Raw genomic sequence first — 16,128 nt, forward strand, 5'->3', positions numbered from 1 at the left:
TTTGCCCCTTATTGCAATTATGAAATGACAATAGTGCGAGTCACCAACCCTGTAAAGGGTTAGACCATAAAAAAGGCCCGTATCAATTGATACGAGCCTTGTTTTAATTATTTTACGCAATATTAGAAGCGTACGCGAGCACCACCAAAGAATGCACGTGGTCTGCCAACGAAGTAACGCGGTGTACCAAATGATACGTCAGCACGCTCAGCATATCTAACATTCGTCAGGTTCATGACGCGCATGAAGATATCCACACCTTCCATTGCTTCTGCCTCAATTCGGAAATTAAGGTAATTATGACCTTCGTATTTAATGGTATTAGTCGGTTCCATATAATACTCACCCATATAAATCCATTCTAGGCCAGCCTTAACCTTATCCGCAGGCGCCCAGTTAAGCTGGATGCTACCGAAATTACGTGGGGCTGTATCAATATCAAGGCCGTTCCAGTTGATATCACCAGTCATATAATCGAAATCATATGTATGTTCCGCATAACTTCCGTTGAAACGAACGCTTACATCTTGTGGGAAACGGTATTCAAACATACCTTCCACACCGATGTGTTTGGATGCACCATTATCAACGTTAATGCGGTTATCCTGGAAGATCACATTGTCTTTCTTCATGTAAAAACCGGCAACTTCATAAGAATAAGTATCTGCATTACCGCGAATACCCACTTCAATACTATCCAGTTTTACGCTATCGATATCTGCAACCAATTGCCCACGTTGCAAACGGTATAGTTCAGTTGATTGTGGTGCACGGAAACCGCGGCTATAGCGGGCGAAGAAACGGTTTGTTTCATCGATCTTAAAAAGCATGCCTGCTTCAAATGACACATTATCAAATTTGTCTTCGCGGTCTTCAGGACGCGTATAACGACAACCATCAGAATGCGCACATGCATCGCCATTTTCATCGACCTGACCACTAACCATACGGTTATCATAATCATAGGCCATATGTTCGGCGCGAATACCACCGACAAGTGTCAATTGGTCCGTCACATCAAAATCACCGCGCACAAAACCGGCAATCATTTTGGTATCAACTTCGTAATCATAGTTTTTACCCACAGGTAGTCTTGTGACTAAGAAACCTTGTGTTGGTGGATTTTCCTGTGTTTGCACAAGCTCACCTTTACCAATTTCAGCATCAATACCCGCGATCACTTCGAACTGGCCACCTTCATTGATATAGAAACCATTCTGGAAACCAAAACTTGTTTGCTTGTTTTCTTCAAGCGGCTGACCTGGAAGGAAGTGCATCAAGAATTCCATATCCATTGTACGAGCATATGGTGAGATTTGGAAACGTACGTTATCAGCAATTTCTGTGGAAATTGTTGACCAGTAACGGAATGACTTCGCCTTACGGTATGCTTCCGGGTTACCGTTTGTTTTGGCTGCAACCGGGTCTTTATATATACCAAGCTCTGTCCAATCGTCCGGCTCTTCAAGGTATCCTGCTGTTTCCTGATCAAGGTTTGTGAATTGGAAATTCGTTGAAATGCTTAATTCACCATTATCAAATTCGTGTCTGAAATGACCCTTCTGTTGGTTAAATCCGCTTTCTTCGATATAACCGCCATCACGGGCTGCCATGCCGCTTACGCGAACGCCATGGTTTCCTTCTTTAAAAGCAACAGAACCCGTTCCACGGAAATATCCCCATGAACCACCCTCAAAACTTGCTTCTGATTCCGCATCGCCTACTGGGCGGGAAACTACGTTAACAATGCCGTGCATTGCGTTTGAACCGTAAAGTACAGAACCCGGCCCGCGCACCACTTCCACGCGACCACCTTGTTCTGGGAATGCATCAAAAAGCTCGTTCACGTTACAAAAACCGGCGCCACGTAATGGAATGCCGTCCATTGCCGTCAGAAACGCACCACAGGCACCCGCACCGGTAAAGATCGGCGAACGGAGCGAGATGAGAGACTCTTGTCCATTGTTTCTGGAAATGTTGGCACCAGCGATACCCTGAAGTGCTTCGTTAATATGTGTTGGCGCGATAAATGAAATTTCCGACCCTGATACGGAAGCTTGGTTACCCACAACATCGCTTGCGATTTTAGTACTGCGTGTTGCAGTCACTGTCACCACATCTTCGTTTACCTGTGCATCAGAAGTTTCCTGAGCCTGAGAGAAGATTGGTGAGAATGCAAAAACACTAACCCCCAATAAAGCTATATTTTTGACGTTCATTTTTTTCTTTCTAGGTTATAAAGTTACATTATTGAGTGCGCTTATAAACATACAAGCTGAAACGAAACTGAATAGAAATTCATAGAATCAGTTTAAAAACACATGGGAATTACTGAATTTCAGTAAATTTTACAACCTTCAATTGGCCAATTCACCCCTTAAAACTAAACAATATGCTATAATATTACATTTTTTGCCTGATCTGACCAATTTTCTATGTACAAGCCTACGGTTTCTGCCTATAAGGATGCCAATTATGTTGGAAAAATAATAAACCACCAATTTCATTGGATGCGATCAACATAACCAAAAAATACATATTTCGTATTAACCAAAATAGGGAGAGAAGCATGAAGCTTAACTTGAAAAAGTCCGTCATGGCGCTCACGATGTTGGCTACTGGCCTAACGTCTGCTATCGCCAATGCGGATGAGCCGGGTACCGCAAATGGTGAATGGCATCATTATACGGGGGATATGAAGGGTTCCCGCTACACACCGCTTGATCAAATCAACGCGGATAACTTTGAAGACCTTGAAATGGTCTGGAACTTTTCAACCAAAAACCTAGGTACACGCGGCGAGTATAAGCTTGAAGTAACACCGATTATGGTTGATGGCGTTATTTACGCAACGGCGGGTACGCGCCGTACGGCAATCGCCCTTGACGGTCAAACGGGCGAATTAATGTGGCTTCATAGCATGCGCGAAGGTCTTCGTGGTGGTATGGCCCCTCGTCAGCTATCTGGTCGTGGTCTTTCTTACTGGTCAGACGGCAATGGTGATGACCGTATCTTTTACGTAACAACTGGTTACCGTTTGATCGCACTTAATGCCCACACAGGTGTTCCAATCGATAGCTTCGGTACAGATGGCAACGGTATTCTTGATCTTAAAATCGGTGCCGTACAAGGCAACGAAGTACAGATCGACCTTGTCACTGGTGAAATCGGTCTACATGCGACACCAACTGTTGCAGGCGATCTGATCATCGTGGGTTCTGCGATGAAAGAAGGTATGACCATCGATAACTACAACAATACCAAAGGTCTTGTTCGTGCGTTTGATGTTCGTACTGGTAAAAAAGTATGGCAATTTGACCCAATTCCACGTCCAGGCCAGTTCGGTAATGACACATGGCTTGATAATTCTTGGGAACGCAATGGTAACACAGGTGTTTGGACACAGATCACTGTGGACGAGAAAAACGAACTTGTTTTCCTAGCGGTTGAAAGTCCATCATCTGACTTCTATGGTGGTCACCGTCCTGGTGATAACCTGTTTGGTGAAAGCCTTGTTGCTGTTGACCTAAACACGGGTGAATATAAGTGGCATTTCCAAGTGGTCCACCATCCGATTTGGGACCATGACCTGTCATCAGCACCGCTAATTATGGATGTAACAATTGACGGTCAGGACCGCGAGATCATCGCGCTTCCGACAAAGCAATCATATATTTACGCGTTCGACCGTGTAACAGGTGAGCCGATTTGGGATATTCCGGAAGTTCCGGTACCACAAGGTAATGTGCCGGGTGAATGGTATTCACCAACACAACCAATGCCACCAGAGCACCTGCATTATGGTCGTGGTAAGCTAAATCTACCTGATGATTTCATCGATTTTACACCTGAAATGCGCGCAGCAGCAGTTGAAAAGTCCAAAAACTGGGACTGGAGCAACGGCGGTATGTATAACCCACCACTACTTGGTGAAGTGGGCGGCATCCTTGGTGCGATTAACATTGGTGCGACAACCGGTGGTACAAACTGGCCGGGTGCATCATTCGATCCTGAAACAGGTATCGTATATGCCCCAGCAGCGACATCAATCCTGAACAACCTTTCAATGGCGCCGCCACCAGAAGGTTATTCAAACGTGAACTACATGGCTGGCCGTAAAGGTCAACCATTCCGCATGCGTAATGCGGCGGGTACAGGTCAAAACCCTGACGCACCGGATGAAGTAAACTATCCTGTGTATGATGGCCCACCTGTTGAAATTCCATCACTAACCATCGAAGGTCTTTCAATCCTTAAGCCACCATACGGTGTTCTTTCAGCGATTGATATGAACAAAGGTGAAGTGATCTGGACAGTTCCACACGGTGAAACACCAGACAACGTTCGTAACCATCCAAAACTACGTGGCATGGATATTCCACGCACTGGTCAACGTGCAAACGTTGGTGTGGTTGTGACCAAAACACTTGTAATCGTTGGTGATCAACAAGTAACAAACCCTGGTGACCGTGAACGTGGTGCGATGCTTCGTGCCTATGACAAAATGACTGGTGAAAATGTTGGCGAAGTTTGGATGCCAGCGGGTCAATCCGGTTCACCGATGTCATACCAAATCGACGGTAGACAGTATATTATCGTATCTGTATCGGGTGGTGCATATCCGGGTGAATTCCGTGCATATGCGCTTCCTGAAGATTAATAGGTAGCGATACATTCAAATTTGGGGGGATCAATCATTGATCCCCCTGTACATTTAAAGATGAAATTTAACCAATATTAAACGGGACAAAAATGAAACTAACACACAAAATTTCAATGGTTGCAGGCGCAGCATTATTTGCGCTTTCCATGCAAAATTCCGCTAACGCTCAAATGGCAAACGTTTGGGATGGCGCCTATACAGATGCACAAGCCGTTCGCGGTGAACAATCATATCAGGAACATTGTTCCGAATGTCACGGCACACAAATGCAAGGCCGTGAAGAAGCACCAGCACTAAAACAAGGTGCATTTATTTATAACTGGGACGGTATGCCAGTAAGCGTACTCTTCCAACGTCTTCGTGAAACAATGCCACTGGATGATCCACGCGGCACACCACGTAAAGTGAAAGCGGACATTCTTGCTTACATCATGAAGCAAAATGGTTTCCCTGCTGGCAGCGCGCCACTTCCATATCAGAATTCAAGACTTAAGCGTATTCAATGGAATGCTTTAAAACCAGAATAGAATCACTTTAGTTTCATCGTTTAGAACCCCTCTGGAACATCTGTTTTCAGAGGGGTTTTTTATTATTTTCGCAATATTTCATTATTTTGCGTGGCAATATCCGCTGATTTTGGGAATAACCTTGACATTTTGTTATATTATAACAATGATATAAATGCAAAATATGACGGGAGAGCAGAATGAACTTAAGTTTCAAGAAAACCGTGATGGCAATCACGACACTGGCAACCGTATTTTCACTCGGCATTGCCAATGCAGAAGACAAGGGCACAACAAACGGCGAATGGCATCATTATACTGGTGACATTAAAGGGTCACGTTATACGGCGCTTGATCAAATCAACGCGGATAACTTTGAAGACCTGGAAATGGTATGGTCATTTTCGACTAAAAACCTTGGTACACGTGGCGAATATAAGCTTGAAGTCACGCCACTTATGGTGGACGGCGTACTTTACGCGACGGCAGGAACCCGCCGCACGGCAATTGCACTTGATGCTGTAACAGGGGAACTGATGTGGCTTCATAGTATGCGCGAAGGACTTCGTGCGGGTATGGCCCCACGTCAATTATCGGGCCGTGGCCTTTCTTATTGGTCAGATGGCAATGGCGATGACCGCGTTTATTACGTATCCACCGGTTACCGCCTTATTGCGCTTAATGCCCATACCGGCGTTCCAATTGAAAGCTTTGGACCAAGCGGCAATGGTATTCTTGACCTTAAAGTCGGCGTTGTTCAAGGAAACGAAGTACAGATCGACCTTGTGACCGGTGAAATCGGTCTTCACGCGACACCAACAGTTGTTGGCGACATGATCATCGTGGGCTCTGCGATGAAAGAAGGCATGACGATTGATAACTACAATAACACCAAAGGCCTTGTGCGTGCATTTGATATTCGTACCGGTGAACTGATTTGGCAATTCGATCCAATCCCACGCCCGGGCCAATTCGGCAACGACACCTGGCTTGATAATTCATGGGAAAGAAACGGTAACACAGGTGTTTGGACACAAATTACTGTAGACGAGAAAAACGAACTTGTTTTCCTTTCCGTAGAATCACCATCATCAGATTTTTATGGCGGACATCGTCCGGGTAACAATCTGTTCGGCGAAAGTATCGTTGCCGTTGACTTAAAAGATGGTTCTTATAAATGGCACTTTCAAATTGTTCACCATCCAATTTGGGATCATGACCTATCATCAGCACCGCTTGTCATGGATGTCACCATCGACGGTGAAGAACGCGAAATTCTTGCGCTACCAACAAAACAGGCATTCATGTATGTGTTTGACCGTATAACAGGTGAGCCGATTTGGGATATTCCGGAAGTGCCGGTACCACAAGGCAATGTGCCCGGTGAATGGTATTCCCCAACTCAGCCACGTCCATCGGACAAGCTACTATATGGTAATCCTGAACTGGATTTTCCGGATGACCTGATTGATTTTACGCCGGAAATGCGCGAGCAAGCCATCAAGAACCTTGAACGTTGGGTCTGGAAAGACGGCACCCTTTATAACCCACCAATTCTTGGTGATGTAAATGGAATGCTTGGTGCGATTAACCTTGGTAATGCTGGTGGTGGTACCAACTGGCCGGGCGGTGCATTCGACCCTGAAACAGGTATCGTTTATACATCGGCAACAACAGGTTCTATTGGCGGCATATCACTGGCACCCCCACCAGAAGGATATTCAAACGTACGGTATATCCTTGGACGTAAGGGTGAACCATTCCGTATGCGTAATGCGGCCGGCACTGGTCAAAACCCAGACGCACCGAAAGAAGTAAACTATCCAGTATATGATGGCCCACGTGTTGAAATTCCATCACTAAATGTGGAAGGACTTAATATCCTTAAACCACCATATGGTGTTCTTGCAGCGATTGATATGAACAAGGGCGAGGTAAAATGGCGTGTTGCACACGGTGAAACACCGGATAATGTTCGCAACCATCCAAAACTTCGTGATATGGATATTCCGCGCACCGGTCAACGTTCCAGTGTTGGTACCGTTGTCACCAAAACACTTGTGATTGTAGGTGATCCACGTGTGACGAACCCCGGTGACCGTGAACGTGGTGCGATGCTTCGTGCATATGACAAGGAAACCGGTGAAAATGTTGGTGAAGTATGGATGCCAGCAGGGCAATCAGGTTCACCGATGTCATATATGGTGGACGGCAGACAGTATATTATTGTTTCCGTATCCGGCGGTGCATATCCGGGTGAGTTTCGTGCATATGCATTACCAGAAGATTGATCAAACCCAAAAGGGGCGCTGATCAGTGCCCCTTTTAAAAATGTTCAGTTTAAATTAAGCTATGTTATGTATAAGATTAATAAACGAAGAGAAGTGGGATTTAGTGCTACCCTTAAAATGACATAATCATTTCGTAGGGTTAAATTTCTAACAGTAAGACGAGAATAAGATGAAAGTAATGAAAAAAATTTTAGTAGTAGCAGCCCCAATGTTTGCTGCATTAATCATGAGTAATTCCGCAAATGCCCAAATGGCAAACGTTTGGGATGGTGCCTATACAGAAGCACAGGCCGTTCGCGGTGAACAATCATATCAGGAACATTGTTCCGAATGCCACGGCACACAAATGCAAGGCCGTGAAGAAGCACCGGCGCTAAAACAAGGTGCATTTATTTATAACTGGGACGGTATGCCAGTAAGCGTACTCTTCCAACGTCTTCGTGAAACAATGCCACTGGATGATCCACGCGGCACCCCACGTAAAGTGAAAGCGGACATCCTTGCATACATCATGCAACAGAATAATTTCCCAGCTGGCAACGCGCCACTTCCGTATCAGAATTCAAGGTTGAAGAGAATTCAATGGAATGCACTGAATCCTGCTGAAAATTAAGCAAAAATCTTAGACAATATTCTTGCAATGAAAGCCCAAAAAATCATATGATATTTTGGGCTTTTTCTTATGGGTTTAAGAAAATCTGGAATTAATTTAGGGAGAGAAGCATGAAGCTTAACTTTAAGAAGTCTTTTGCTGCTTTGACGATGCTGGCCACCGGCCTTGCGTCATCATTTGCAATGGCAGAAGCGCCGGGCACCGAAAACGGTGAATGGCATCATTATACCGGGGATATTAAGGGTTCCCGCTATACCGCACTTGATCAAATCAATGCGGACAACTTTGAAGACCTTGAAATGGTCTGGAACTTTTCAACCAAAAACCTCGGTACACGTGGCGAGTATAAGCTTGAAGTAACCCCACTAATGGTGGACGGCGTACTTTACGCAACAGCCGGTACGCGCCGTACGGCAATCGCACTTGACGCGGCAACGGGCGAATTAATGTGGCTTCACAGCATGCGCGAAGGTCTTCGTGGTGGTATGGCCCCTCGTCAGCTATCCGGTCGTGGCCTTTCTTACTGGTCAGACGGCAATGGCGATGACCGCGTTTATTACGTAACAACTGGTTACCGCCTAATCGCGCTAAACGCGCATACTGGTGTTCCAATCGACAGCTTTGGCCCTGATGGTAACGGTATTCTTGACCTTAAGGTCGGCGCTGTTCAAGGTAACGAAGTACAGATCGATCTTGTAACCGGTGAAATTGGTCTTCATGCGACACCAACAGTTGTTGGTGACATGATCATCGTAGGTTCTGCGATGAAAGAAGGTATGACCATTGATAACTACAATAATACCAAAGGTCTTGTACGTGCATTTGACATCAGAACTGGCGAGAAAATCTGGCAATTTGACCCGATTCCACGTCCGGGCCAGTTTGGTAACGACACATGGTTAGACAATTCATGGGAAAGAAACGGTAACACAGGAGTTTGGACACAGATTACTGTGGATGAGAAAAACGAACTTGTTTTCTTAGCCGTTGAATCACCATCATCTGACTTCTATGGTGGTCACCGCCCTGGTCCAAACCTATTCGGTGAGAGCCTAGTAGCTGTTGACCTTAAGACAGGTGAATACAGATGGCATTTCCAAGTGGTTCACCATCCAATTTGGGACCATGACTTGTCATCAGCACCGCTGATTATGGATGTCACCATTGACGGTAAAGACCGCGAGATCATTGCACTGCCAACAAAGCAGGCATTCATCTACGCGTTTGACCGTGTAACAGGTGAGCCGATTTGGGATATTCCGGAAGTTCCGGTACCACAAGGCAACATTCCTGGCGAATGGTATTCGCCAACACAGCCAATGCCACCAATGCATCTAATGTATGGTCGTGGTAAACTTGATCTACCGAATGATCTGATCGACTTTACACCTGAGCTACGTCAAGCAGCCCTTGATAAAATGCATCACTGGGATTGGAGCAACGGCGGCATGTATAACCCACCGATCGAAGGTGATGTAAATGGTACACTTGGTGCGATTAACATCGGTGCGACAAACGGTGGTACAAACTGGCCGGGTGCGTCATTCGATCCTGAAACAGGTATCGTATATGCGCCAGCATCAATGATTGCACTAAACAACCTTTCAATGGCGCCTCCACCAGAAGGATATTCAAACGTTCGCTATATGGCGGGTCGTAAGGGTCAGCAGTTCCGCATGCGTAATGCAGCGGGTACAGGTCAAAACCCTGACGCACCGAAAGAAGTGAATTATCCTGTATTTGATGGCCCACGTGTTGAAATTCCTGGACTAAATGTCGAGGGTCTTTCAATTCTTAAGCCGCCATACGGTGTGATCGCTGCGATCGATATGAATAAAGGTGAAGTGATCTGGCAAGCACCACACGGTGAAACACCAGACAACGTTCGTAACCACCCGAAACTTCGTGGCTTAGATATTCCACGTACTGGTCAAAGTGGTGCACTTGGTGTTGTTGTAACCAAGACACTTGTGATCGCTGGTGATTACCGCGTGACAAACCCAGGTGACCGTGAGCGTGGCGCGATGCTTCGTGCATACGACAAAATGACTGGTGAAAATGTTGGCGAAGTTTGGATGCCAGCAGGACAATCCGGTTCACCAATGTCATACATGGTTGATGGCAGACAGTTCATTATCGTTTCCGTATCGGGCGGTGCATATCCGGGTGAATTCCGTGCGTATGCTCTTCCAGAGGATTAATCGGTAACCCATAAATAATTTAAAGGGAGCGCTTGTCGCTCCCTTTTTTTGTGCCTGTATAGCGAGCGAGCAAGGTAATAGACTTCAAAGCCATAAGAATAGTATTCCCCTATCTACAATCAGCTCTCTCAATTATATATCCCACCATATAAACGTCCATTAAGCGTATTACGAATAGCATTGCTGAGTTTAGTCAATATATGTGTGTGCATAGCAGCGCTCGTTCCTACCGCTCTCTCCTTGAGAGGCTCAAGGATCACAGCAAGGAATGATTACACGTAACTGTTCGCCGTCTTTAACGACCACTAAAAAACCCCCGGCGATTGCTCGTCGGGGGTTTAAAATTCTAACTAAAAAGGCTTAAGAGCTAAGCTCTCACCTTCAATACAACGCTCGCTTAGTTAAGCTCGCCAGCAGGCCATAGTGCACCTTGGTCCATTGCAGGGATATCAGTGATACCTTTTGCAATAAACTTCTGAATACGCTTACCTTCGTAAGTTTCAGTTGTATAGATGTTGCCTTTTGAATCTGTTGCAAGACTGTGTGGTGCGAACCATAGACCTGGTTGACGACCACCGCCACCAAACTTAGTTAGTACTTCCATTGACTTACGGTCAATGATGTAAACACGTTGGTTTTGGCCATCTGCAAGATAGATGTATTTTTGCTCTTCATCGCGTGAAAAATCAAGATCCCAAGTTGAACCTTGTGAACCAGTTTCAATAGCAATGAATGTTTCTGATAGATAGTTACCATCGCGGTCAAAAACCTGGATACGGTCAGACGTACGGTCACAAACATAAATCAGGCCGTCGTTTGATGGCTCAACACAGTGAACCGGGCCAGTGAATGTTTTTGACGGTGGTGTGTTTGGATCATGGCGATAGCGCTCTGTCGGGTCAACGATGTTTTTCTCACCATATGCACCCCAGTAACGTTTAAATTCACCAGTATCCGCATCAAGAACAGCAATACGGCGGTTACCATAACCATCAGCAACAAACGCTTCGTTTGTTTCTTCAACAACAGAGATCTTCGCTACACGAGAGAAGTGAGTTGTGTCATTACTATCTGGTCTGTTAATGCCAGGTGTACCATACTGAGCGATAAATTCACCAGTATTTGTAAACTTAAGGATATGACTGTCGCCACGGCCGTTACCACCGATCCAAATGTTACCTTTATGGTCAACTTCGATACCGTGGTTTGAATCAGGCCATGTGTATGGCGCGCCTTCAACCGGGCCACCCCATGCACGAACGAGGTTACCGTCCGGATCAAATTCTACGATAGGAGGAGCCGGTGTACAGCAAATTGATGTACCTTCCTGAAGTCCCAGTTCAGCAAACGGCTTAAAGATTCCCTCACCCCATGCGCGGTGAACGATATAAATATGGTCGCGTTTATCAACAGCTACACCGATTACGTTCCCCAAAATCCAGCCATTTGGTAGTGGCTGTGGCCAAAATGGATCGACTTCAAAAGAAGGAGCCTGGGCAGATTGTGCCGTGGCTTCTGTCTTCATGTAGTCTTGTCCAAGGTTTAGACCAATGAGAGAAACAGCAAGAGCGGCCCCCATTAAAACCTTATTCTTTAATTTCATGATTTCATTCCATTATTTTGTTTATTATCATTCAGCTTAGCATAACGTCTACGTTCTCCTAAACTGAACACTATGCTGCGAAATGATGATACAATATATCATTTGTATGTTCAAGCATTGAATCACACTATATTTTTCTTAAAAAATTGACTCTTTCCCTAGGGTTTCCTATGAATATCGCGGGTAAAAATAAAACAAGATCAAAATCTGGGAAAAAGGGAAAAAATGGCACTTTTAAACGGTAAAATGACCAAAATCGCACTACAGATCATTTTGTCTGTAATGATTTTATTTTCTGCACTAACATCACCGCTTAAGGCGCATGATATTCCGGCGTCTGTCACGGTGCATATGTATGTAAAACCGGAAGGGGACACATTAAAATTATTAATGCGTGTGCCGCTCGAATCCATGAGCGAACTTGTCTATCCCACCTGGGGCCCGGGCTTTCTCGATTTTGAAAAGGCGGACGCGGTATTCCTTGATGCCGCGCATGTTTACCTGACGGAAGAATTAAAAGTATACGAAGAAGGCGTGTTGATCGAAGATAAGACAATCACCGCTTACCGTGCCACTTCCCCACAAGATAGCGCCATCAGATCATGGGATACGGCCATTGAAAATATCAATAAGCCGCCGCTAAAGAATGATGAACGCCTTTATTACGGGCAAGCGGTTCTGGATATTATGTATGAATTTCCGATCAAATCCGATCAATCCCGTTTTTCCATTGAACCGACCTTGAAAAAACTGGCGACCATCACTAATACGGTTTTAAGGTTTATTCCTGCCGGTAGCGGCGAACGCGTGTTTAACTATATTGGTAACCCGGGTGTTGTTGAACTGGACCCAAGCTTGCTGCACGCGCTTTATGAATTTATGGAACTTGGTTTCCTGCATATTCTTGAAGGAACTGACCATATCCTATTCCTTTTATGTCTTGTTATTCCGGCGCGTACCATTCGTGAATTAATCCCGGTGATTACATCGTTTACCGTAGCCCATTCTATCACGCTTATTTCAACGGCCTTTGGCCTTGCGCCGCAGGCCCTTTGGTTTGCGCCGCTGATTGAAATGTTAATCGCAGTTTCCATCGTTTATATGGCGTTTGAAAATATTGTCGGTGCCAAGCTTAAGAAACGCTGGATGGTGGCCTTTGGTTTCGGTCTTGTGCATGGCTTTGGTTTCTCATTCCTTCTATCGGAAAGCATGCAATTTGCCGGATCACACCTGTTTACGTCGCTGCTGTCATTTAACCTTGGTGTGGAACTGGGTCAGCTGCTTATTCTTATAGTGCTGGTACCGGTGCTTAATCTGATGTTCAGATTTTTCGTCGCTGAAAAGCCGGGTACAATTTTACTATCCGCGCTTGTCGCCCACAGCGGCTGGCACTGGATGACAGAACGCAATGACCGCCTGAATGAATATGTTTTCATCTGGCCGGAATTCAATGCAGCCTTTTATGCGGAACTAATGCGCTGGGGCATGCTCGCCGTCATCGTCGGCGCCGCATCATGGGCCATGTATGAACTCGCGAAATACATCGAACGCCGAACGGTGAAATAAGTTCACCAACCCACAATAATCCGTCACTCCGGCCCCCGAGCCGGAGTCCACGGAATCCTCTATGACAAAATAAATTTATCCACTGAAATGATTTCGTGGATTCCAAATCAAGTTTGGAATGACACGTGAGGTATATTGACAATTAAGCTCCTATCACGCAAGGTTCCTGCATTGGGGCACTTGGGGTTTCAAATTTTCTTGCTCTGATACTGCCCTTTACAATTGAGAAAAGGTAAACCATGTTGGGCTGGATATTATTTCCACGTGAATTACGCGAAGCTATTTATGAGTTAAAATCAAAGAATGACTTTCGACCAAAAGGGTTGAGAAGAGTTTATTTGCGTTTCTGGCTGCTATTAATTTTATCTATGGGGGTTCTTTATCTCTATCTTTTCATAAAACCTGATGAACATTTTATACTTTTATTCTCAGTTTTTCTCGCGATTCTAGCCATTAAGTTACCCAGGTCCTTGGCGAAAGATAGAATTATTGCTTATTCTACGGGTTGTGTTGTTTCCGGTGAATATTCTTATGTAAAGTACGTTACTCCTGCCATACTTAATGGTGGAAATGGTTTCATAGGATGTACATATATAGACGATAACTCTATAGCTCATAAACGTTCTTGGGGTGGTCTAGTAACTTATTGGGGTCGTAAACATGTAAGAGCAGTAGGTGAGAAAGTACCTATATTTTATACAATAAATCGTCCCGAGGACGGCATTCCCTATCTTGCCCCGGTTTTCAATGCATACTGTATCAGCAAGTCACGTATGAACATCGACTGGGATCAATATCTTCAAACAAAAAAAGCCTGCTGAAATTCAGCAGGCTTTTCTTTTAATTATCTAACGCGAATTAACGACGTTGTGGTGGGTTTGCGAAATATCCTTTTGGGATATATTTGCGCATTCTACGTTGCAGCACTTCTGCGCCGTAAACGTTACCGTCTTCGTCGGCGGTTACGCCCTCGGCCACGGATGTATAACGTGGTTCCATGCCGTTATTTGGATCAGGAATAAATGCCGTGACCCAACCGGTAAGCGAGCTACCGATACGGATGCCGCGTTCCCAACCTGGGTTACGTTGGTATCCAGTATTTGATTCACTGTCGGCCACATACATCACGTCATTTTTGTCGATGTAAATGCCACTTGGGCGACCAAACTGTGTCCAGTAATCAAGGTGGTTACCATCCTGATCAAAGATTTGAATACGGTTATTATAACGGTCACCAACGAATACTTTGCCTTCTGAATTGATGGCGATGGCGTGTGGCTCAAGGAATTGACCACGGTCTGTGCCGGCCTCGCCCCATTCTTTGATATATTCGCCCTTGCTGTTGAATTTCACGATACGGTTATTACCAGATGGGTTATGACCATCAGCCACGAAAATATCACCGTTGGCGGCAACAGCAACGTCATTCGGCTGATCAAATTCATAGGCGCCCGTACCAGCAACACCCGCCTTACCCAGTGACATTAACAGTTCACCATCCGGGCTAAATTTATGAACCTGATGGCCCTTGCCACGTTCCGCATCGCCGCGTGCATCCGCAATCCAAAGGTTACCGTCCGGATCCACATGCATTCCGTGTGGCCAAACGATCATATTTTTACCGAAACTTTTTAAAATGTTACCTTCTTGATCCACAAGCATGATCGGGTCTACATCCGGTGTATCAAGACAGTTTGAATTGCCGCCGCAACGTTCCGCAACCCAGATTTTGCCATCACCAGCATAATATACGGTACTTGTAGCACCCCATTTACGACCATCCGGCAATTCAATCCATTCGCCTTTGATGGCTTCGTATGGGTTTGAAACTTGCGCATTCGCCGTACCGACGAAAGCCGCTGAAACAGCGCTTGCTGTAATCAGAAGTTTTGCCAGTGTTTTTTTATTTAACATTTAATGTCCTCCAATAATTTGTGCGTTTGTTATTTTGTAACATTACGCATTGGACAATAAATATCATGCTTTGTAAAGGGTTATTCAGGGGAAAGATGCCCTGTTTTCACATAAATAAGCGCACCGTCATCCTTGGTATAGGGGTGATGCTGGCTAAGGTGTGGTGAACGCAGCCATGTACCCTTGGGATATTCGCCATGCTCATCGTAAAAAGTGCCCTCAAGTACAAAAATTTCTTCGCCGCCCCAATGTTGATGCGGTTTAAAAACGGTGTTTGGTGCCCATTTTACAAGCGCGGCATGTTCCGTTCCATATTCATGCAGCGGCATGACCGACAACCCCGGTACAAGTCCCGGCAACCATTCGGCATCATTTGTGTTGATCCAAAATTGCGCCGTGTCATTTTCATCAAACTGGCACAGTTTTACGAATATTGTTGCGCCCTCATCGCCAATACGTGGCGTGTGGCTGGTGCCGATGGGATTACGCACGTAACTGCCTGCCGGATAATCATAATGTTCATCGGAAAACACCCCTTCGAGCACGAAAAATTCTTCACCGCCCACATGGGTATGCGGGGAAAATTCGCTATTGGGGGCAAATTTGACGATGGTGGTGGCACGGGCCACTTCATCACCAATGCGGTCAAGCATCATCCGATCTACCCCCGCCATCGGCGACGGAACCCATTTATAATCATCCGGTCTTATGACAACGGTTTTATCAAATTCGGCATTTAACTGCATGGCACTTTCCACAACAAAATAATGA

General features: G+C 45.4%; 11 protein-coding genes. 7 read left to right on the forward strand and 4 right to left on the reverse strand.

Going from position 1 to position 16,128, the window contains the following annotated elements; all coding sequences use genetic code 11:
- Positions 1 to 122: 122 nt before the first annotated feature.
- Positions 123 to 2,219 (reverse strand): TonB-dependent receptor, encoded by a 2,097-nt coding sequence (locus KW060_RS13990; RefSeq protein ID WP_249036011.1) that lies wholly within the window; start codon positions 2,217 to 2,219, stop codon positions 123 to 125.
- Between the two features lie 350 nt (positions 2,220 to 2,569).
- Between KW060_RS13990 and KW060_RS13995 the strand changes: the two genes are divergently transcribed.
- From KW060_RS13995 to KW060_RS14015, 5 genes are all read left to right on the forward strand, one after another.
- The gene (locus KW060_RS13995; protein ID WP_249036012.1) at positions 2,570 to 4,660 is read left to right on the forward strand and encodes an outer membrane protein assembly factor BamB family protein; all 2,091 of its coding nucleotides are present in this window, start codon (positions 2,570 to 2,572) and stop codon (positions 4,658 to 4,660) included.
- A 92-nt stretch (positions 4,661 to 4,752) separates the two neighbouring features.
- On the forward strand, positions 4,753 to 5,190 hold the full coding sequence (locus KW060_RS14000) for a c-type cytochrome (protein WP_249036013.1): 438 nt from the start codon (positions 4,753 to 4,755) through the stop codon (positions 5,188 to 5,190).
- A 179-nt stretch (positions 5,191 to 5,369) separates the two neighbouring features.
- Entirely contained in the window at positions 5,370 to 7,460 is a 2,091-nt protein-coding gene (locus tag KW060_RS14005) for an outer membrane protein assembly factor BamB family protein (protein WP_249036014.1), read from the forward strand.
- A gap of 178 nt (positions 7,461 to 7,638) precedes the next feature.
- Positions 7,639 to 8,073, forward strand: coding sequence for a c-type cytochrome (locus KW060_RS14010; protein ID WP_249036015.1), 435 nt, complete (start codon positions 7,639 to 7,641; stop codon positions 8,071 to 8,073).
- A gap of 110 nt (positions 8,074 to 8,183) precedes the next feature.
- Positions 8,184 to 10,274: an outer membrane protein assembly factor BamB family protein gene (locus KW060_RS14015; RefSeq protein WP_249036016.1), complete on the forward strand. Its 2,091-nt coding sequence runs from the start codon at positions 8,184 to 8,186 to the stop codon at positions 10,272 to 10,274.
- A gap of 397 nt (positions 10,275 to 10,671) precedes the next feature.
- Here KW060_RS14015 and KW060_RS14020 read toward each other — a convergent pair whose 3' ends face one another.
- Positions 10,672 to 11,877: an NHL repeat-containing protein gene (locus KW060_RS14020; RefSeq protein WP_249036017.1), complete on the reverse strand. Its 1,206-nt coding sequence runs from the start codon at positions 11,875 to 11,877 to the stop codon at positions 10,672 to 10,674.
- Between the two features lie 225 nt (positions 11,878 to 12,102).
- Here KW060_RS14020 and KW060_RS14025 point away from each other — a divergent pair, with 225 nt between their 5' ends.
- Entirely contained in the window at positions 12,103 to 13,443 is a 1,341-nt protein-coding gene (locus tag KW060_RS14025; RefSeq protein ID WP_249036018.1) for a HupE/UreJ family protein, read from the forward strand.
- A gap of 239 nt (positions 13,444 to 13,682) precedes the next feature.
- Entirely contained in the window at positions 13,683 to 14,264 is a 582-nt protein-coding gene (locus KW060_RS14030; protein ID WP_249036019.1) for a hypothetical protein, read from the forward strand.
- Between the two features lie 37 nt (positions 14,265 to 14,301).
- Here KW060_RS14030 and KW060_RS14035 read toward each other — a convergent pair whose 3' ends face one another.
- Both KW060_RS14035 and KW060_RS14040 read right to left on the reverse strand, forming a co-directional pair.
- The gene (locus KW060_RS14035; protein WP_249036020.1) at positions 14,302 to 15,357 is read right to left on the reverse strand and encodes a peptidyl-alpha-hydroxyglycine alpha-amidating lyase family protein; all 1,056 of its coding nucleotides are present in this window, start codon (positions 15,355 to 15,357) and stop codon (positions 14,302 to 14,304) included.
- Positions 15,358 to 15,437: 80 nt separating this feature from the next.
- A complete protein-coding gene (locus KW060_RS14040; RefSeq protein WP_249036021.1) occupies positions 15,438 to 16,103 on the reverse strand; it encodes a cupin domain-containing protein in 666 nt (221 codons plus the stop codon).
- Positions 16,104 to 16,128 lie beyond the last annotated feature (25 nt).

Source organism: Pseudemcibacter aquimaris (assembly GCF_028869115.1).
Lineage (GTDB): Bacteria > Pseudomonadota > Alphaproteobacteria > Sphingomonadales > Emcibacteraceae > Pseudemcibacter > Pseudemcibacter aquimaris.

What these genes read in the sequence shown, in the direction of transcription:
- KW060_RS13990 (WP_249036011.1), bottom strand. Translation starts at nt 2,219, where the DNA reads ATGAACGTCAAAAATATAGCTTTATTGGGGGTTAGTGTTTTTGCATTC.
- KW060_RS13995 (WP_249036012.1), top strand. Translation starts at nt 2,570, where the DNA reads ATGAAGCTTAACTTGAAAAAGTCCGTCATGGCGCTCACGATGTTGGCT.
- KW060_RS14000 (WP_249036013.1), top strand. Translation starts at nt 4,753, where the DNA reads ATGAAACTAACACACAAAATTTCAATGGTTGCAGGCGCAGCATTATTT.
- KW060_RS14005 (WP_249036014.1), top strand. Translation starts at nt 5,370, where the DNA reads ATGAACTTAAGTTTCAAGAAAACCGTGATGGCAATCACGACACTGGCA.
- KW060_RS14010 (WP_249036015.1), top strand. Translation starts at nt 7,639, where the DNA reads ATGAAAAAAATTTTAGTAGTAGCAGCCCCAATGTTTGCTGCATTAATC.
- KW060_RS14015 (WP_249036016.1), top strand. Translation starts at nt 8,184, where the DNA reads ATGAAGCTTAACTTTAAGAAGTCTTTTGCTGCTTTGACGATGCTGGCC.
- KW060_RS14020 (WP_249036017.1), bottom strand. Translation starts at nt 11,877, where the DNA reads ATGAAATTAAAGAATAAGGTTTTAATGGGGGCCGCTCTTGCTGTTTCT.
- KW060_RS14025 (WP_249036018.1), top strand. Translation starts at nt 12,103, where the DNA reads ATGGCACTTTTAAACGGTAAAATGACCAAAATCGCACTACAGATCATT.
- KW060_RS14030 (WP_249036019.1), top strand. Translation starts at nt 13,683, where the DNA reads ATGTTGGGCTGGATATTATTTCCACGTGAATTACGCGAAGCTATTTAT.
- KW060_RS14035 (WP_249036020.1), bottom strand. Translation starts at nt 15,357, where the DNA reads ATGTTAAATAAAAAAACACTGGCAAAACTTCTGATTACAGCAAGCGCT.
- KW060_RS14040 (WP_249036021.1), bottom strand. Translation starts at nt 16,103, where the DNA reads ATGCAGTTAAATGCCGAATTTGATAAAACCGTTGTCATAAGACCGGAT.